Annotated in this window: 10 protein-coding genes and 6 pseudogenes; 9 read left to right on the top strand and 7 right to left on the bottom strand. The window is 56.2% G+C overall.

Translation table 11 applies throughout. From position 1 onward, the window contains the following. Positions 1-22 precede the first annotated feature (22 nt). Both TKWG_RS06580 and TKWG_RS26960 read left to right on the top strand, forming a co-directional pair. Positions 23-1,781 (top strand): annotated as a pseudogene (locus TKWG_RS06580) (glutamine--tRNA ligase/YqeY domain fusion protein). A 21-nt stretch (positions 1,782-1,802) separates the two neighbouring features. Continuing rightward, positions 1,803-2,069 carry a hypothetical protein gene (locus tag TKWG_RS26960; protein WP_050981549.1) on the top strand — a complete coding sequence of 89 codons (267 nt, stop codon included), beginning with the start codon at positions 1,803-1,805 and terminating at the stop codon, positions 2,067-2,069. Here TKWG_RS26960 and TKWG_RS26955 read toward each other — a convergent pair. Beyond that, positions 2,047-2,331, bottom strand: a complete 285-nt coding sequence (locus TKWG_RS26955; RefSeq protein ID WP_148274489.1) for a hypothetical protein — start codon at positions 2,329-2,331, stop codon at positions 2,047-2,049. The genes TKWG_RS26960 and TKWG_RS26955 overlap by 23 nt on opposite strands. A gap of 28 nt (positions 2,332-2,359) precedes the next feature. On the opposite strand from TKWG_RS26955, the gene minC reads away from it, so the two are divergent. The 3 genes from minC (at position 2,360) to minE (ending at position 3,896) form a co-directional block, all read left to right on the top strand. Next, positions 2,360-2,698 (top strand): septum site-determining protein MinC, encoded by a 339-nt coding sequence (gene minC / locus TKWG_RS26950; RefSeq protein WP_050981548.1) that lies wholly within the window; start codon positions 2,360-2,362, stop codon positions 2,696-2,698. Positions 2,699-2,794: 96 nt separating this feature from the next. Continuing rightward, on the top strand, positions 2,795-3,610 hold the full coding sequence (gene minD, locus TKWG_RS06570; RefSeq protein WP_014750102.1) for a septum site-determining protein MinD: 816 nt from the start codon (positions 2,795-2,797) through the stop codon (positions 3,608-3,610). 1 nt (position 3,611) lies between these two features. After that, positions 3,612-3,896: a cell division topological specificity factor MinE gene (minE, locus tag TKWG_RS06565; protein WP_014750101.1), complete on the top strand. Its 285-nt coding sequence runs from the start codon at positions 3,612-3,614 to the stop codon at positions 3,894-3,896. Between the two features lie 510 nt (positions 3,897-4,406). Here minE and TKWG_RS06555 read toward each other — a convergent pair. Both TKWG_RS06555 and ettA read right to left on the bottom strand, forming a co-directional pair. Continuing rightward, the gene (locus tag TKWG_RS06555) at positions 4,407-4,625 is read right to left on the bottom strand and encodes a glycine zipper 2TM domain-containing protein (RefSeq protein ID WP_014750099.1); all 219 of its coding nucleotides are present in this window, start codon (positions 4,623-4,625) and stop codon (positions 4,407-4,409) included. Positions 4,626-4,878: 253 nt separating this feature from the next. After that, positions 4,879-6,549 (bottom strand): annotated as a pseudogene (gene ettA / locus TKWG_RS06550) (energy-dependent translational throttle protein EttA). A 110-nt stretch (positions 6,550-6,659) separates the two neighbouring features. On the opposite strand from ettA, the gene TKWG_RS06545 reads away from it, so the two are divergent. Continuing rightward, positions 6,660-7,160, top strand: coding sequence for a hypothetical protein (locus TKWG_RS06545; RefSeq protein WP_014750096.1), 501 nt, complete (start codon positions 6,660-6,662; stop codon positions 7,158-7,160). A 168-nt stretch (positions 7,161-7,328) separates the two neighbouring features. On the opposite strand, the gene TKWG_RS06540 is transcribed toward TKWG_RS06545, so the two are convergent. Together TKWG_RS06540 and pdxA are read right to left on the bottom strand one after the other, a co-directional pair. Beyond that, on the bottom strand, positions 7,329-8,261 hold the full coding sequence (locus TKWG_RS06540) for a glycosyltransferase family 2 protein (RefSeq protein ID WP_014750095.1): 933 nt from the start codon (positions 8,259-8,261) through the stop codon (positions 7,329-7,331). Positions 8,262-8,833: 572 nt separating this feature from the next. Continuing rightward, positions 8,834-9,859, bottom strand: coding sequence for a 4-hydroxythreonine-4-phosphate dehydrogenase PdxA (gene pdxA, locus TKWG_RS06530; protein ID WP_014750093.1), 1,026 nt, complete (start codon positions 9,857-9,859; stop codon positions 8,834-8,836). A 366-nt stretch (positions 9,860-10,225) separates the two neighbouring features. On the opposite strand from pdxA, the pseudogene uvrA reads away from it, so the two are divergent. Then, a pseudogene (gene uvrA / locus TKWG_RS06520) lies at positions 10,226-15,921 on the top strand (excinuclease ABC subunit UvrA). Between the two features lie 156 nt (positions 15,922-16,077). On the opposite strand, the pseudogene TKWG_RS26945 reads toward uvrA, so the two are convergent. Together TKWG_RS26945 and TKWG_RS06505 are read right to left on the bottom strand one after the other, a co-directional pair. After that, a pseudogene (locus TKWG_RS26945) lies at positions 16,078-16,766 on the bottom strand (DUF2239 family protein). A 124-nt stretch (positions 16,767-16,890) separates the two neighbouring features. Further along, positions 16,891-17,691 carry a tRNA threonylcarbamoyladenosine dehydratase gene (locus tag TKWG_RS06505; protein ID WP_014750090.1) on the bottom strand — a complete coding sequence of 267 codons (801 nt, stop codon included), beginning with the start codon at positions 17,689-17,691 and terminating at the stop codon, positions 16,891-16,893. 217 nt (positions 17,692-17,908) lie between these two features. Here TKWG_RS06505 and TKWG_RS06500 point away from each other — a divergent pair. Together TKWG_RS06500 and pdxH are read left to right on the top strand one after the other, a co-directional pair. After that, positions 17,909-18,474, top strand: a pseudogene (locus tag TKWG_RS06500) (gamma-glutamylcyclotransferase). A 93-nt stretch (positions 18,475-18,567) separates the two neighbouring features. Continuing rightward, positions 18,568-19,202, top strand: a pseudogene (gene pdxH, locus TKWG_RS06495) (pyridoxamine 5'-phosphate oxidase). The last annotated feature ends 23 nt before the right edge of the window (positions 19,203-19,225 follow it).

Here is a 19,225-nt window from a genome sequence, read left to right as displayed (position 1 = left end):
CGATTTACTGAAATTTTAAAATATGTCCGCCTCAACGCCAGAGCTTCCTGCCGCCAATTTTTTGCGAACCATCATTGAAAACGATCTGAGCAACGATCGCTATCAATCAAAAAGATGGGCTGGCGAACCCGGCCCTGCCTCGGTTTTGCAGAACGCACCGAAGGATCCGGCCCGCATCCGCACCCGTTTTCCGCCCGAACCCAATGGTTACCTGCATATCGGGCACGCCAAAAGCATCTGCCTGAATTTCGGTTTGGCACGCGATTATGGCGGCATCTGTCATTTGCGCTTTGACGACACCAATCCTGAAAAAGAAGAACAGGAATATGTGGATGCCATCGACGACACGCTGGACTGGCTGGGTTTCACCACCAAAGGGCCCGATGGCGATGAAAACCGCTATTTCGCCAGCGACTATTTTGGCTACATGTATGAATTTGCTGAAGCGCTGATCCAAGGTGGTTATGCCTACGTCGATGAGCAGTCACCTGAACAGATCCGGCTCAACCGCGGCACCCTGACTTCGGCCGGCGTCAATTCGCCTGGCGTGATCGTTCGCCCGAATCTTCACTGACGCTGCTGCGCGAAATGAAAGAGGGCAAGCACCCTGACGGCAGCCTTGCCCTGCGCGCCAAAGTGGACATGGCCTCGCCCAATATCAATATGCGCGATCCGGTGCTGTATCGTATTCGCCATGCCGCGCATCACCGTACCGGCAACGATTGGTGCATCTATCCCATGTACACCTACGCCCATCCGATAGAGGACGCGCTTGAAGGTATCACGCACAGCATCTGTACGCTGGAATTCGAAGACCAGCGGCCGTTCTATGACTGGGTGCTGGCACGACTGATGGAGCTGGGCCAGTTGCGCGATCCGCTGCCCCGCCAGTATGAATTTGCGCGCCTGAACCTCAAGCATGTGGTTACCAGCAAGCGCAAGCTGCTGCAGCTGGTACGCGAAGGCCACGTCACCGGCTGGGATGATCCGCGCATGCCGACCCTCGCCGGGCTGCGTCGCCGCGGCTATACGCCTTCGGCCCTGAAGCTTTTCTGTGATCGCCTGGGCGTATCCAAGTCCGACTCGCGGATTGACTATAGTCTGCTTGAACAGGCGCTGCGTGATGACCTGGATCCGATTGCCGATCGCAGTGTGGCCGTGCTTGATCCAATCCGGCTCATCATCACCAATTACCCCGAAGGCAGACCGAGGCATGCAGTGCCCCGCGCAATCCGCACGACGCACAGGCCGGCCGGCGCGAGTTTCCCTTTTCGCGTGAATTGCTGATTGAGCGCGATGATTTCCGCGAAGAACCGCCCAAAAAATATTTCCGCCTGTTCCCCGGCAATACCGTCAGGCTCAAATATGCCTATGTGATCAAATGCACCGGTTTTGACAAGGACGAGGCCGGTAATATTACGCATGTCTATGCAGAATACCTTCCCGACACCAAGAGCGGTACGCCTGGCGCCGACAGCGTCAAGGTCAAGGGCAATATCACCTGGATCAGCGCGGCGCATGCCGTGCCGGCCACCGTCATGCTCTATGATCGGCTCTTTACCGACCCGTCTCCAGACAGCGGTGAAAAGAATTTCCTTGATTATCTGAATCCGGACTCGGTGCAACGCGTCAATGCCTGGCTCGAGCCGGGTTTTACCGCCACACCCGACGCCCGCTGGCAATTTGAACGGCTGGGCTATTTTGTGGCAGATTCCAAAGACTCCACTCCTGAAAACCCGGTATTGAACCGCTGTGTTACGCTGCGGGATTCATGGTCCTAATTTATTAAAGTGAATTGAAACGTGGCTTCCAAATCCTCTTCCTCTGCCCTCGAATTCAAAAGCGCTTCGCTTTTCGTTGTCCGGATCGAACTGAAAAGTACCGATACGGCAGCGCTGCAGCAGGCGCTGGAACAGAAAATGGCCGAAGCCGGCAGTCTGTTCGAACACGAACCGGTTGTCCTGGATATCAACGGCCTGAGCAACGCACCCGACTGGGCCGAACTGGTGGCGTTACTGGCCCGGCACAAACTGCCGGTGATCGGCGTCATGGGCCCCGATGGCGCCTGATCGACAGCGCCCGCCAGGCAGGCCTTTGCAAGGTCGACGTATCCACGCTCAATAGCCGCCAGCCACCAGAGCCCACCCTGCTGACTGAACCGGTAGCCGATGCGGTCAAGCTGGCGCCGGCCGCCAATATTCGCACGGTAGCAACCGCAACAGAAAAAGACACGCCGCCTGCGCCAAAAGCGCCACCGGCCGACACCCGCAAGGCATCACAGTCCTCGCGCAGTCCGTCGCGCCCAGCCGAACCCATAGTTCGTGAAACCATTCGCGAAGTACCGGTACCGGTCCCCACCATGGTGCTGGCGCGCCAGCTGCGTTCCGGTCAGCGCGTCTATGCGCGCAACAGCGACCTGATCGTCATTGGCGTCGTCAGCCGTGGCGCTGAAGTGATCGCCGATGGCAACATTCACGTGTACGGCCCGCTGCGCGGCAAGGCCATCGCCGGCGCTCGCGGCAATGCCTCGGCGCGGATTTTCACTTCGCATCTGGATGCAGAACTACTGGCCATAGCCGGCATCTATCGCGTCATCGATGCCGATATCGAGCCTCAGCTCAATAAAAAGCCGGTTATTGTCGAACTGGACAACGATACACTCAAATTTATTCCGGGCGACAACAGCGGCCAGGGCTAGCATTGGCTCCCGTAACGTTTTTTAAAAGAAATTCATACCGATATGCGTTAAGATATCGGCACTTACAGCCATACGGATATATAGGAATAACCTTACATGACTCGCATCATTGTGGTAACTTCAGGTAAAGGCGGCGTGGGCAAAACCACCACCAGCGCCAGTTTTTCATCCGGCCTAGCCATGCGTGGCCACAAGACAGCCGTCATCGACTTCGACGTGGGCCTGCGCAACCTTGACCTTATCATGGGATGCGAACGCCGCGTCGTGTACGATTTCGTCAACGTGATCCAGGGCGAAGCCACGCTGAACCAGGCACTGATCAAGGACAAACAGCTGGAGAACCTGTTCATCCTGCCTGCGTCACAGACCCGCGACAAGGATGCACTGACGCGCGAAGGCGTGGAAAAAGTGCTGAACGATCTCAAGGCAATGGATTTCGAATATATCGTATGTGACTCACCCGCCGGCATTGAAACTGGTGCGCTTATGGCAGCCTATTTTGCCGACGATGCACTGGTCGTAACCAATCCTGAAGTTTCCTCGGTACGCGACTCCGATCGCATTCTGGGTATCCTGTCCTCCAAGTCACGCCGCGCCGAAGTTGGCGAAGACGCTGTCAAGGAATACCTGGTACTCACCCGTTATAGCCCAAAACGCGTGGAAGACGGCGAAATGCTGTCCCTGAAAGACATCGAAGATATTCTGCGCATCAAGCTGATCGGCGTTGTGCCCGAATCTGAATCGGTGCTGCAGGCATCCAATTCCGGCGTTCCTGCCATTCATCTGAAAGACTCTGACGTGTCCGAAGCCTATCAGGACATCGTTGCACGCTACCTGGGCGAAGAAAAACCGCTGCGTTTTACCGACTACAACAAACCGGGCTTCTTCAAACGACTTTTCGGAGGCAAGTAATATGTCCTTCCTGAAATTTCTTCTTGGTGAAAAAAAGTCATCCGCCAGCGTTGCCAAAGAACGCCTTCAGCTCATCATTACACATGAGCGCAGAGAAGGCACGGCCAGCGCACCAGATTTTCTTCCGCAGCTGCAAAAAGATCTGATTGAAGTCATCTCCAAGTACATCAAAATCAATCCGGAAGACCTGAAAGTCAACGTAGACAAGCACGGCAATCTGGAAGTACTCGAAGTCAAAATCGAAATGCCTCAGGATCCCAGGGATGTGATCGCAAAGGTCGGCTGATTCGCGACCACGCATAGCCATCACAACTGTGTTGGCAGCGGCCCCGGAGCTGATGTCTGCCGGGTATTGCGCGAGCAAAACCAGACAGCAAGCCAAATTGAACAGCACCGCATTAGCCACAGTCATTGGCGCTATTGCGGTGCTGTTTTTATTTCCGACAGGCAAAGTGCCCGATCGCATTCAAAGGACTGCACGCTTGATAAGAATATTGCCCAGCGTCACGACGCATGAGGTCAAGGTGTTATGTTATTACGTCATCAATTCACGGTACGTGGGCCTTAGCGTTCTTGCCAACGCATGCGCCAGCACACAAATCAATGGCTGCCAAAGCAATTGTGCAAATTCAAATGAGAAGGACCGAGTGCTGCCTGATGCAGGACTCGGTCCTATTATGATTTGATTCGAGCCGGTCAGCTCAATACTGACATTCAAATCAATGGCCCTTGCCGGTTGCCTGATCCAATCAAACCAGCTGCGGCCTGATGTAGATGCGGGCACGATCGTTCGAAATTAGCGACGACCACCAATCTGATTGCCGATCACACCACCGACAGCAGCACCACCAACCGTACCTAAGGTGCCGCCGTTAGTGAGCAACGAGCCGGCGATACCACCGATGGCTGCTCCGCCGACAGTATTTCTGTCGCGTTGAGTCATACCGCCACATCCTGCCAGTGCAATGGCAAGGCTACCAGCTATGATGCTCTTGGCTACGATATTCGTTTTCATATTATGTACTCCTGAGTGGGAATGAAGATATCTCGCGTATTGGCCAAGCGAGTGCTCGTCTCAAACGCCTTATTGACACTATACAATGGAAAACTTTAAGCAGCCAACAGCACCGTGGTGCTTTGTTACACAGATGTTTTATTTCAATCGAAATGATATCAACTGAAATAAACCCTCACGTTTGCGTGGGCAAAATGCAACGCTGCAGTCGCGTTTGTTGCATAACGGTGTGCGACTGCAGCAAGAGGGCCGGTTACTTGAGCGCCTTGTAGCGGATACGGCGTGGTTTTGCGCCCTCTTCGCCCAGGCGTTTTTTCTTGTCGGCTTCATATTCCTGATAATTGCCGTCAAAAAATACGACATTGGAATCGCCTTCAAAGGCCAGTATATGCGTGGCAATACGATCCAGAAACCAGCGATCATGGCTGATGACCATCACGGCGCCGGCAAACTCCAGCAAGGCATCTTCCAGGCACGCAGAGTTTCCACATCCAGGTCGTTGGACGGTTCATCCAGCAACAAGACGTTACCACCCTTGATCAGCGTATTGGCCATGTGAAGGCGACCGCGCTCCCCGCCCGACAGCTGTCCTACCAGCTTGGTCTGGTCAGATCCCTTGAAGTTGAACCGCCCCAGATAGGCGCGAGTGGGAATTTCAAATCGCCCGACATTGAGCACATCCGATCCCTGTGATACAAAATCGAACACACTCTGGTTATTGGCGAGCGTTTCGCGCGACTGATCCACAAATGAAATATTCACGGTCTGACCGATTTTGACCTCACCGGAGTCGGGTTGTTCCTGTCCGGCGATCATGCGAAACAGCGTGGACTTACCAGCACCGTTGGGACCAATAATACCGACAATAGCACCAGGCGGCACCTTGAAACTCAGATCGTCTATCAGCAAACGATCGCCGAAGGCCTTGCTGACATTGGCGAACTCAATCACCTCGTTGCCAAGCCGCTCGGCCACTGGAATAAAGATCTCCTGGGTTTCGTTGCGTTTTTGATATTCGTGCGAAGACAGTTCTTCAAAACGGGCAAGACGTGCTTTGGATTTGGCCTGCCTTCCCTTCGGATTCTGACGCACCCATTCCAGTTCCTTGCGAATGGTTTTCTGGCGTGCCGTTTCACTGGCCTCTTCCTGTCCCAGCCGGGCCTCTTTCTGCTCAAGCCAGGAACTGTAATTGCCTTCCAGGGAATCCCATATCCACGGTCCAGTTCAAGAATCCATTCGGCCGCATTATCCAGAAAATAGCGATCATGCGTCACACCCACCACGGTGCCAGGAAATTTCTGCAGGAACTGCTCCAGCCACTCGACGCTTTCGGCATCCAGGTGGTTGGTTGGCTCATCCAGCAACAGCATGTCTGGCTTGGACAACAGCAGGCGGCATAACGCCACACGCCGCTTTTCTCCGCCCGAGAGCTTGCCGACAACGGCATCCCATGGCGGCAGGCGTAGCGCATCGGCCGCTATTTCCATCTGCGTGCCGATATCATCGGCGCCACTGGACGCAGCGGCCGCAATCACCGCTTCGAGTTCGGCCTGCTCAGCCGCCAGCTTGTCAAAATCGGCATCGGGCTCGGCATACTCGGCGTACACCTCTTCCAGCCGCTGACGCGCTGCAAACACTTCGCCCAGGCCCGCTTCCACCGATTGTCTCACGGTATGCTCCGGATCCAGTTGCGGCTCCTGCGGCAGATACCCGATTTTCAGGCCCGGCATGGGCGTGGCTTCGCCTTCAATATCGGTGTCTATCCCTGCCATGATTTTCAACAGCGTGGATTTACCGGATCCGTTCAGACCAAGAACGCGATCTTGGCGCCCGGGAAAAAAGACAGAGAAATATCGCGCAGAATCTGCCGCTTCGGGGGCACGATTTTGCCGACACGATTCATCGTATAAACGTACTGGGCCATAGTTAATTTTGCTTGCAAAAAATTCAAATATCCATTGTATGAAATAAACATGATGCGTGCCGTGCGAGGGCGGCTACAATAACAATAAGACCAGAAATCGGACCACTGCCATGAGTTTTGTACCTGAACCCACCTTTACCGAACACGAAATCGCGCTACTGAAAAAAACTGCTGATGCGCTTACCGCCTATTTGGCCAAACCGGTCATCGCCGAAATCGATACCACCGAAGACGGGATGGAATGGGTTGCCTTTGGCGTCCCGCTGGATATTACAGATGAAACCCCCGACGATATTGTCACGCTTGAAATGGGCGGACCCGGCGCAAGGCTGATCAGCGAGTCCAGCGACCTGGAAAATCCCGAACAAGAAGTCTATGCCTGTGAATTTCTATGGGGCATCCAGATTACCGATATCGAAAATGCACGATTCGTGCGTATTGATTTCGAAGGTGAGGAAGTCGAATGGGGAGACAATATAGAAGAGCTGCTGCCGTTTGGCATGCGGGACCCGGAGCCCGGTGAATTGCTTGAAATCGAAGAAAACGACGATGATGAAGAGGAAGACCCGCCCCCTGCATCCCAGGATCCGTCCTCGCCCGCGCTGCATTAAGGTCGTCAACGCGGCCAATAGAGACTACGGATAGGGACTACAAATATACGCTGCGGTTGTGCTGACGATATACGTTACATCGGCGATTGCCGACAAACGCTAACAATCGTCAGCCGCCCGCATCACGGTCGAACGGCACTTAGAACGGGCGAATGCCCCTTATGCCCCTTATGCGCTTCTGCGCCGATCCCGCCAATACAGCGCCCATCCTACGGGATACATCAGCGAGACCAGCAACCTTGGCATATTGCCCTGCAATTCCACGGCGGGCGGCAGAGGTTTGCCTGCGCGCTGCAAATGCATGCGAAAACGCGTATAACGCGCTGCCGCCAGCAAGAATGACGTTGGCTGGAAGCGGAACCACGGCAGACAATTGACCACTGTATCGCGAGCCAGCAGCAGAATGCCCAATGCGTGCTTTTCACCCGACACCGCACCTTCATTGCTCAGCGAATCTTCGCTCTCGTAGTACGTGCGAAATACTTTGTTGACAAAGCGCGTCAGATAGCCATCCCGTGCGATCGCGCGCCACACCATGCTTTCGGGGACGAAACCGTCAATATCTTCCGGAAACGGAAAATGCTTGAGCACCTGTGTCTGCAGACAGCCGAATTTCTCGCCCTTCACATGACATTTGAAATTCATATCAAGCGAGGTCATATCCATGACGTCTTCCGGGAATCGATCGCCGACAATACTGCCGTCAGGGCGTGCACACAGCCCGGTGACGGCGATATAGCCGCTTTTGAGGTCATCGGGGATACCACGCCATACCTCCGCCATGGACTGCAGAGAATCGGGCAAGAGCGTGTCGTCACTATCGAGCGCAACAATCAGCCGCCCCCACGCTTCCTTGACGCCGGTATTGAATGCCGTTTTTTTATGCTGATTGGGCTGCCAGACATATCGGATCGGAAATGGTGAATCAACCTGCCAGGTTTCTATTCTATCGCGGGTATTATCGGTCGAACCGTCGTCGATAACCAGCCATTCAAAATCCTTGAACTGCTGCTCGCACAACGACTGGTAGACGCGCTCAAGGGTATGAGCGCGGTTATAGGTCGGCGTCAACACCGTAAAAAAATAAAGATTTTGCGTCATGGCTTTACGTATTCAATCCGATCATTATTTTATTTTTGTTGGTTTACGATAGCAGAGAATATGATGAAAACGATGTGCAACTTGTAGCAAAAAGTAAGCTTTCTTGCGCAGCAACGGCAGTATCTTGCAGGTATATCATTCCATCGCGAACCGTACGCAACAAACCGACCGGGCGGCCATATCATCCGACAGACAGGCGAGAAAAAAGCCACTTGCACAAGTGGCTTTTTCAATCTGTGTCGTTAAGCAAAAAAACGCCATCGGACAACAAAAAGCAATACGTCGCATTATCATTTCACGCAATGCAAATCATGCATGAAAAAAAGGACGTCGCGCCAATAATTATACGCGCTTTACTTTTTCCAGCATTTTGAACACGCCTTTAGGTGCGCGTACAAAAAAGACGTTTGAATGCTTTACCCAGGCAACGACGCTCCAGCGTGTTGCGGCGAGTGCGTTTGACTTCTGCCATGAGATTCTCCGAGGAAATTTTTTACGTAATCAGCCATTTTAGCATTAAATCAGGTATTTATCTACCGATTTTACAGCGCCATGCTGTGCCGGAGCGAAAATCAGACACCCGGGTTATGCATCTGCAAAGCCAGTTCACAGGCTACACGCAGTGATGACGGGTCTGCCAGCCCCTTGCCGGCGATGTCATATGCCGTTCCATGGTCCACACTGGTACGGATAAACGGCAGACCCACCGTCACATTCACGCCATTGTCTACGCCCAGATACTTCACCGGTATCAAGCCCTGGTCATGATACTGCGCCACGACAATATCAAATTCACCGCGACGCGCCCGCATGAAAATCGTATCGCCTGGATGGGGGCCGTCCACATCAAGGCCTTCGGCCCGGGCAACCGCGACCGCCGGCCGGATAACGGCCTCGTCTTCATGGCCAAACCGTCCGCCCTCGCCGGCATGCGGATTGAGTCCTGCAACAGCAATGCGGGGCGACGCCATGCCCACCATCCGGCAGGCACGATCAGCCAGTCGGATGGTATCCAGCTCGTTTTCAAAGGTAATAAGTGCCGGCACCTCGCTCAGGGCCACATGAATGGTTACCAGGATCACCCGCAACTGCTCATTGAGCAGCATCATTGCTACCCGTGGCACGCCGGCAAAGTGCGCCAGGATTTCAGTATGCCCGGGGAAATCGACGCCCCCCGCCTTCAGCGACAGTTTGTTAATGGGCGCCGTGACAATGGCCGAAATCTCGCCGGCCATTGCATCTGTAATTGCGGCCAGGAGAAAATGATAGGATGCCAGACCGGCCTGCGGGCTCACCTGTCCCAGCGGCAGGTCTGCCGGCAAGGGATCGGTGCAGCGAATGACCGGTATTTCAGATGCAATTGCCTGGTTTTGGCGTGCCGCCCGCCACTGCACCACTGAGTCATATGATGTAACTGGCAGGGCCAGCCCCAATTGAGCAACCGCCCGCGATACCGCGCCGGCATCCCCGTACACCACGGCGCTGGCGGGCAGGCCCTGACTGAACAGCCTGGCCACCAGTTCGGGACCAATGCCTGCAGCATCACCCATAGTCAGACCCAGAGGCGCGGTTGAATGCAATAGCGGTTCAGTTTTCATAAGATAATGTTCATCCGGCAGTGATCAATGGCCATACGGACCAGCGTGCGAAAGTGTAATCCCATTGCACAGACAATACAAACCGGACAGCCCGGCCAGGCGCGCAAAAAGTCGCCCACCGATACCGCCGTGATACTCCCTGCGTTACAGCCCCTTGCTTTGTCAGCGCTTTATATTTGGCGGGCCGGCCTCATCTTTAAAGTTTGACCTGGCTGCTAAGCGGCACCTGCCTGCAGAATTTTGGTGCTGCGCCGTGTCAAAATTCAATTATTATGCGACAATATTATAACTGTTTATTTATACAGTAAGAATCATCTTCATCCTCATCGCACCCCACTCAGAAAAGGGGGTCTTTCGGAGCACTTCATGAGTTCGCAGATCCGGATATTCGGCGCCAGACAAAACAATCTTAAAAATCTCGATGTCACATTCAATACCGGCGAATTCGTGGTGATTACCGGGGTATCAGGCTCAGGCAAAAGCTCGCTCGCCTTTGATACCCTTTATGCAGAAGGCCAGCGCAAGTACGTGGAAACCTTCTCCCCCTATGCGCGTCAATTTCTGGACCGCATGGACAAGCCTCAGGCCGACCGTATCGAAGGCATTCTGCCGGCCATTGCCATCGACCAGACCAATCCGGTGCGCAATTCGCGCAGTTCGGTCGGTACCATGACCGAGCTGAACGATCACATCAAATTGCTGTTCGCCCGCGCAGCCAGGCTGTACTGCCGCCAATGTGCAACTGAGGTGCGCAAGGACAACCCGGACACCATTTATGAATTTCTCGCGACGACCACGCCGGCCCTGGGCGATCCCCGCCTGATCCTCACCTTTCCCGTGGTCGTTCCCGGCAACTACAGCGAGGAAGAAGTCCGGCAATATCTTGAACAACAAGGCTATACCCGGGTTCACGCCGAAGAGGAACGCAGCGCAACAGTGACGCCCAAAGGACGCGGCAAGTCGCAAAAAGTGGAAATCAGCCGTGTCCTGCATGTGGTGCAGGACCGCTTCCGTTTTTCAACCACCGAAAAGTCGCGGGTCATCGAAGGGCTGGAAGCCTGCCTGCGCTACGGAACGGGCATGTGCACGGTATACGCTGTCGACAACGACAGTAATCCGCTGCAATCATGGAAGTTCAGCGAGCAGTTGCACTGCGCCAACTGCGATATTACCTATTCATCACCGCTGCCCAGTACGTTTTCCTTTAATTCTCCCCTGGGCGCGTGCGAAACCTGCCGGGGCTTTGGTCGCGCCATGGGCATCGACTTCGGCCTGGTCATCCCGGACGAAACCAAAACACTGCAGGACGGCGCCATCAAGCCCTGGCAGACGCCCAGCTATAGTGAATGCCAGACGGAAATGATGCAATACGCCAAAAAGGCCGGCATCCGCACCGATACGCCATGGAAACAGCTCAATGACGCTGAACAGCACTGGGTGCTGTATGGCGACCCCGAGTGGAAAGGCGGCCCATCGGCCTGGAAGCATCAGTGGTATGGCGTACAGCGTTTTTTTGACTGGCTTGAGACCAAGTCGTACAAGATGCATGTGCGCGTTTTGCTGTCCAAATACCGCAGCTACACCCCCTGCCCGGCCTGCCATGGTTCGCGCCTCAAACCCGACGCCACGCTGTGGCGGCTTGGCGATGCGCCGGTCGGCGACAACATCATGGGCACTTATACCCGTTTCATGCCAGTGCATGCGAAGTGGTCTGTCCCGGCACTTAACGCGCTGGACGGCCTTGGCATTCATGACCTGATGCGCCTGCCTATCACACAGGTGCGGGAATTTTTTGCCACGCTGGCGCTCTCCGTATTCATGGATAGCGCCATGGATCTGGTACTCCAGGAAATCCGCAGCCGGCTGGACTTTCTGTGCAACGTAGGCCTGGGTTACCTCAGCCTGGACCGGCAAAGTCGCACCCTGTCTGGCGGCGAGGTCCAACGCATCAACCTGACCACCGCACTGGGCACTTCCCTGGTCAACACGCTATTTGTTCTGGATGAGCCGTCCATTGGCCTGCATCCGCGCGACATGCACCGGATTGTCCAGGTGTTGCATCGTTTGCGCGATGCCGGCAATACGCTGGTGGTGGTCGAACATGATCCGCAGGTCATGGTTGCGGCCGACCGTATTCTGGATATCGGCCCCGGGCCGGGCGAACGGGGCGGTCAGATTGTCTTTGACGGCACCCCGCAGCGCCTGCGCGAAGGCAGCTCGCTTACCGGTCGCTACTTAAGCGGTCAGTTGCGCGTCGAAGCGCCACGCCCAATGCCGGTGCAACCCAATACCCCCAAGCTGATCATCGAAGGCGTCAGCGCCAATAACCTGCAGGACGTTGACGCTGCCTTTCCGCTGGGCCGCCTGGTGTGCCTGACCGGCGTCTCGGGTTCAGGCAAATCCACCCTGGTTCAGGATGTGCTCTACCCGGCGCTGCTCAAGCATTTCGGTCGCCCGACTGAAGCACCCGGCCCCTTTACCCGTCTGCTTGGCGCCGAACAAATCGCCGGCGTCGTGATGGTCGATCAAAGTCCTATCGGTAAAACCGCCAGATCGAATCCGGCCAGCTACGTCGGTGCCTTCGATGCCATTCGCAAGTTGTTCTCACAAGCGCCGGCGGCGCGCGAGCGTGGCTATACCCCGGGCACTTTCAGCTTCAACAGCGGCGATGGACGCTGCCCCACGTGTGGCGGCACCGGCTTCGAGCATGTGGAAATGCAGTTCCTGTCCGATGTGTACATTCGCTGTCCCGATTGCGACGGCAAGCGTTTCCGCCCTGAGATTCTGGAAATCCGTGTTGAACACCTGGGCAACAGCGCCTCTATTGATGAGGTGCTGGATATGACCGTCAATGAAGCACTGACGTTTTTCAAAGGTCTGCGCGACGTACAAACAAGCCTTTCACCGCTCATTGACGTGGGACTGGAGTACCTCAAGCTCGGCCAGCCCGTACCCACCCTGTCGGGCGGCGAGGCGCAGCGCCTGAAACTTGCCGGACATCTGGCCGAAGCAGCGCGCAGCGGCATTTCCTCGGCAAAGGTCGCCAAAAAAGGCAGCCTGTTCCTGTTTGACGAACCCACCACCGGCCTGCATTTCGATGATGTCGCCCGGCTCATGGGCGCATTCCGCAAGCTGCTGGGCGCCGGCCACTCACTGCTGGTCATTGAACACAATCTGGATGTAATCCGCGCGGCCGACTGGCTGATTGATCTCGGCCCTGAAGGCGGCGTGGGCGGTGGTCGGGTTATCGCCGAAGGCACGCCCGACACCGTCATGGACATTGCCCACTCGCACACCGGTGTGGCTTTGCGCGAATACGAATCCAATATCATCGCCAGCGCGCCGCTTACACTGCAGGAGCCCGAGGTGGCTTATGCAGGCAGCACGGCGCTGGCTGTTACGCGGCGCGAAACGCCCTCGCAGATCGACATCCTGAACGCCAAGGAACATAACCTCAAAGGCGTCAACGTTCATATTCCGCATAATACCTTTACGGTCATCACCGGCGTGTCGGGGTCAGGAAAATCCACGCTGGCTTTCGATATCCTCTTCAATGAAGGGCAGCGCCGCTACCTGGAATCGCTCAACGCATATGCGCGCGCGGTAGTTCAGCCGGCCGGCAAGCCGGATGTTGACGCCATTTACGGCATCCCGCCCACAGTGGCAATCGAGCAGCGTACCAGTCGCGGTGGCCGAAAATCCACGGTCGGCACCATGACCGAAGCCCACCATTTTCTGCGGCTGCTTTACGTCAAACTCGGAACGCAATATTGCCCCGACTGCCAGGTGCCGGTGAACCGCAATCGCAGGAACAGATTTTTGCCCGTATCATGAGCGCGTGCAAAGGCCGGCATATTGGCGTTCTGGCGCCGCTGGTTACGGCTCGCAAGGGTTACTACACTGATCTGGCCAAATGGGCTGAAGGCAAAGGCTATACCCATCTGCGTGTAGACGGTGACTTTGTCCCGGTCAAACCTTGGCCGCGACTGGACCGCTACAAGGAACACACCATCGAATTGCCGGTGGCCGATCTGGTCATTACTCCGGCAGCAGAATCCAGCCTGAAGCAGGCCCTGCACAGCGCACTGGAAACCGGCCACGGCACCATGAGCATCATTCTGGATCTGGATCCGGCAAACCCGTTGCACGCCAGTGAACTGGAGCAGCAGCACTTTTCCACCAAGCGCGCCTGCCCAAGCTGCGGAACCAGTTTCCCCGAACCCGATCCCCGCCTGTTTTCCTATAACTCCAAGCATGGCTGGTGCCATTCCTGCTTCGGCACTGGCGTCAAGCTCAGCGGGTTCGATGAAGAACAAAGCGGCGAAGAAGACGCCTGGAAAAATCTGTCCGGCGACGAAGAACATGAACTTGCCGCCTGCCCTGCCTGCCACGGCCAGCGCCTGAATCGCAATGCGCTGGCCGTGCGCTGGAAAGACCGCAGCATCGCCGATCTGGCGGCGCTGCCGGTCAGCGAGGCGCATACTTTCTTTGCCGGCCTGATTCTGAAAGGTCGCGACGCCGAGATTGCCCGCGATATCCTGAGTGAAATAAAAAGTCGTCTGTCCTTCATGGAAGAGGTGGGGCTGGGTTATCTGGGCCTGGATCGATCAGCGCCCACGCTCTCCGGCGGTGAAGCGCAGCGCATCCGCCTGGCAGCCCAGCTGGGTTCGAACCTTCAGGGCGTCTGCTACATTCTGGACGAGCCGACAATCGGCCTGCATCCACGCGATAACCGAATTCTGCTCAATGCGCTGTCACGCCTGGAAGGCAATGGCAATACACTGGTGGTGGTGGAGCATGACGACGACACCATTCGCCGCGCCGAACATATTATCGATATGGGACCCGGTGCAGGCGTGCGTGGCGGCACCGTGGTCGCCCAGGGCACCTACGACGATATTGTCAATAACCCGCACTCGCTTACTGGTCGCTACCTGGCGCACCCCATGGCTCACCCGTTAAGGCCCGGCCAGCCCACCGATGCCGATACTGATTATATTGAGATCCATCGCGCCCATTTGCATAATCTGCGGCACGTGAATGTTCGCATACCCAAGGGCCGCCTCAGCGTGATTACCGGGGTCTCCGGCTCCGGCAAATCCTCGCTGGCGCGCGACGTCCTGCTGGATAATCTTAAGGGTGTGATCGGCACCAAAACACCGGCGCCATGGCGTGGTTGTGACGATATCACTGGCTGGGAAAGCCTGGACCGCGTACTTGAGGTGGACCAGACGCCTATCGGCAAAACGCCGCGTTCGTGCCCGGCAACCTATATCGGCTTCTGGGATGATGTACGACGTCAGTTTGCGGAAACGCGCGATGCGAAGATTCGCGGCTGGAGCACTTCCCGTTTCTCGTTCAATACGGGCGATGGCCGCTGCCCGATTTGCGAGGGCCAGGGCATGCGCACCATTGAAATGAGCTTTTTGCCCGACATCAAAGTTCCATGCGAAGCATGTAATGGCAACCGCTTCAATCCGGATACGCTGGCCATCCGCCTGCGAGAAAAAAATGTGGGCGAAGTGCTGAAAATGGAAGTGGACGACGCTATCCCCTATTTCGCTGCGCACCCTCGAGTCAAGCGTGCGCTGCAACTATTGCAGGATGTCGGTTTGGGATACCTCACGCTGGGGCAGCCTTCCCCTACACTGTCCGGCGGTGAAGCCCAGCGGATCAAACTGGTATCAGAACTGGTCAAGGCACGGCTTGATGAAGGCGTCATCAAAACCGGCAGGGCCTCTAGCCGGCCACATACCCTGTACGTGCTGGATGAGCCCACCGTCGGGCTATCCATGGCCGATGTCGAGAAGTTGATCGTGGTGCTGCACCGGCTGGTTGCAGCGGGCAATACGGTTGTGGTCATTGAACACAATCTGGACATCATGGCCGAGGCCGACTGGATTGTCGATATGGGACCGGAAGGCGGCAACGGCGGCGGACAGGTTGTCGCCGTCGGATCGGTGCAGGACATTATTGCGAAAAAATCCGTCTCCCATACCGGCCTTGTCCTTGACGAGTTCCTGGCACGCACGTCTGAAGTAACGCCGGCCCTGGCATCGTGATTGAGGTGTAAATCGGGCGCCGCCTGCACCGCAAACTGCCACGCGCAGAAACTGCGGTGCCGCCGCGCAATTGCCACTTGCGGCAAAGATCCCAAGGGCAATGCGTGCGCTCGGGTACCGAAAGAGGGGCAGCGCAATTGACTATCGTGGCCGCCCTCAGGCGTCAGTGGCCAGCTTCAGCGCATGCGTGCGCACATCGTTCGGCCAGCCAGCGATATGTGTTTTCAGTGCCTCAGCGTCATCGGCAAATAGCGCCCGGGTAGCTTCTTCGTAGCCAGGTAGATCACCGCCCAGCGCCAGCATGAAATGATAGGCCCGTTCCTGGGCTTTGCGCCGGCTATCGCGGTCCGTGTTGCTGAGCCGGGCCGACTCCACCAGCTTACGCAACGCGACTGATGCTCCCCCTGGCTGGGCGGCCAGCCATTCCCAATGTCTGGGCAGCAACGTCACCTCCCGGGAGATCACTCCCAGCTTCGGTCGGCCGCGCCGTCGCACAGTCCGATCCTCGCTCTCCTGCGGTGCCTGCGTCAACACGGTACGATGCGATGACGAATTGGTGGCGTCCGTCATATCCGGGCTAGTCGCCCTGCTGCCCCGCTATCCGTTCGCAATGTTGTTGCCTGTGGGTCAAGGCCGTCCTGTTGATCGTTTGGCGCTACTGCATCCAGTAACCGCAGGTCAATGTCGGTTGAACGGCCGGTGACATCGTCGAATATCAACACCGCGCTGGTTGAGGTTGTTTTCAGGGCGGCCTGGTATGCTGCCGCGACCTGGGGCAACGTACCGGAAGCGAGCTTGCGATATCCATGAAATACGGTGTAGGTTTGTTCCGGGTTTTCAGTCATTGTTGGAACTCCTTTAATTGGCTTGATAAGTACAATTCAAATATTACCCGGGTATAAAAATAATTGTAATATTACCCGGGTAATTAATTGTAAAAATGTCTTTTCTCGGCCAATGCTTGCGGGATCAGGCCAGGATTCTGCGAATCGCCTCGCCAGCCGCTGCCATACCCATTGCGGCGGTTACCGTTACCGCAGAGCCATAGCCTGCGCAGGACAACCCTTGGGGGCCGCCACCCTCTTCCGGCGCCGTCCATGATTGGGGCAAAATGGCCGGCTGATCGAACCAGAGCGCAAAAACGCGCATGGTAGGCGCCTTGCGCAAAGCTTTGCCGTGGCGGTCAGCGCCCTTGGCAAACCCATGATGCTTGCGCAACTGCTGCCGGATACGGCCCAGCAACGCGTCATTGCGCGCCGTGGACAAATCACCCGCGGTCAGCGTGAGCGCGTCCAGCTTGCCCCCCGCACCACCACACATGATAAATGGGATCTGCTCACGCTGGCTGGCCAGCACCATGGCGATTTTGGCCGCCACCTGATCGGTGGCATCTACCAGAACGCTTACGGGTCGCGCCTGCAGCAGCATGTCCACATTATCGGGCCCCAGAAAATCGTCCACCAGATTCACGCGGCAATCGGGATTGATGCCGGCAATGCGATCGGCCATGGCCGCAATCTTGGCCTGGCCCAGCGTAGCCGACAGTGCATGAATTTGCCGGTTCACATTGGACTCGGCAATGTGGTCCAGATCGATCAGCGTCAGTTCGCCCACGCCGGAACGCGCCAGGGCCTCTGCTGTCCATGAGCCCACGCCGCCAATTCCCGCAACCATGACATGGGCCTGCTCCAGACGCGCTGTTGCGCCGTCACCATACAGGCGCTGTAAACCGCTGAAACGTCTTTGCTTATCGTTAATAGTTGTATCCATTCCAATCGAATCTGACCTATACTAAACTTGTTACAGAGATTTAACCGCCGGCGTCCGGCTGGTCTGGCTTCATCTGCGCTCCGGACTCCTGTAATATTTTAATGCACATTCAAAGAAGTTCATTTCCGTGGCTGAACTAATCAGGAATCCCTTACAAAAAGCACTCGACCATATCCGTCAGTTCCGTCTGTGGACCGACGAAGAAGTCGAACACTCCATGCAACAGAACCTGGCCGGTACCGATCCGGACAATGTATGGGTTTTTGGTTACGGTTCCCTCATCTGGCGTCCTGAATTCGAATTCCAGGAATGCCGTCTAGCCACCCTTCATGGTTACCATCGTGCGCTGTGCCTGTGGTCCAGCGTCAACCGCGGAACGCCGGAACGCCCTGGCTGGTATTCGGCCTGGACGAAGGCGGAAAATGCGAAGGCAAAGTCTTCAAACTGCGCCCCGATGCGCTGGAACAGGAGTTTCGCGCCTTGTGGAAACGCGAAATGGTCTCGGGCGCCTATATTCCGACCTGGACCCACTGCGAAACTGAACAAGGGACGGTGCGCGCCCTGGCTTTTATCATGGATCGGGAAAATCACGCTTACGCCAAGGACCTGACCTTCGAGGAAACCCTGCAGATCATCCTGAACGCCACAGGCCAGAACGGCCCCTGCCCTGAGTATGTAATTGAAACCGCGCATGCCCTGTCGGACGCCAACATCCAGGATCACGCGCTGTTCAAACTGGCAGATACGCTCAAGAAAACATACCCGGTAAAGCCAGCCACCTGACTGGACCAATCTGCTGCCGACGACCGGGATTTGCCGGGGAAATCCGCCCAAGTGCAGTACACTATTCCTTTAGGTATTTTCCCTGAAGAAGTAATTATGACGCTCGCAGATTTACGCCAGAACTACGAACAGAACGTGCTTCTGGAATCCCAGGTCGATCCCGACCCGATCAAACAATTCAAACACTGGTTCAACGACGCTGTCGCCGGCGGCATCAAGGAACCCAATGCCATGGTGCTGTCCACCGTCGACGCGCGCCACAGACCTTCCTCCCGTACGGTGCTGCTCAAGGACCTCACGGCCGAAGGCTTCACCTTTTTTACCAATTACGAATCGGGCAAGGGCCGCGATATTGCCGGCAATCCGGCGGTCAGCCTGCTGTTCGTCTGGCTGGGACTGGAACGCCAGGTGCATATCAACGGATCGCACGGCAACTGCCCGAAGCCGAATCGACCGACTACTTTGTCAGCCGTCCGCTAGGCTCTCGCATTGGCGCCTGGGCATCCAAGCAAAGCCAGATTATTACCCGCGAAGAACTGGAAGAACGCGCAGAGGATTTCAGGGAGAAATTTGGCGACACCGTCCCGAAACCGCCTCATTGGGGAGGCTATGTCGTGGTTCCGGAAATGATCGAGTTCTGGCAGGGTCGCCCATCGCGGCTGCATGACCGGCTGCGTTATACGCGCAGTGAAGACGCCAGCTGGTCCATGGTTCGCCTGTCTCCCTGACATGATCACAAAGCCAAGAAATA

The sequence above is a fragment of the Advenella kashmirensis WT001 genome, assembly GCF_000219915.2.
GTDB classification, from domain to species: domain Bacteria; phylum Pseudomonadota; class Gammaproteobacteria; order Burkholderiales; family Burkholderiaceae_B; genus Advenella; species Advenella kashmirensis.
The sequence above is the reverse complement of the archived record's forward strand: the minus strand, read 5'-3'. Positions and strand labels throughout refer to the sequence as shown.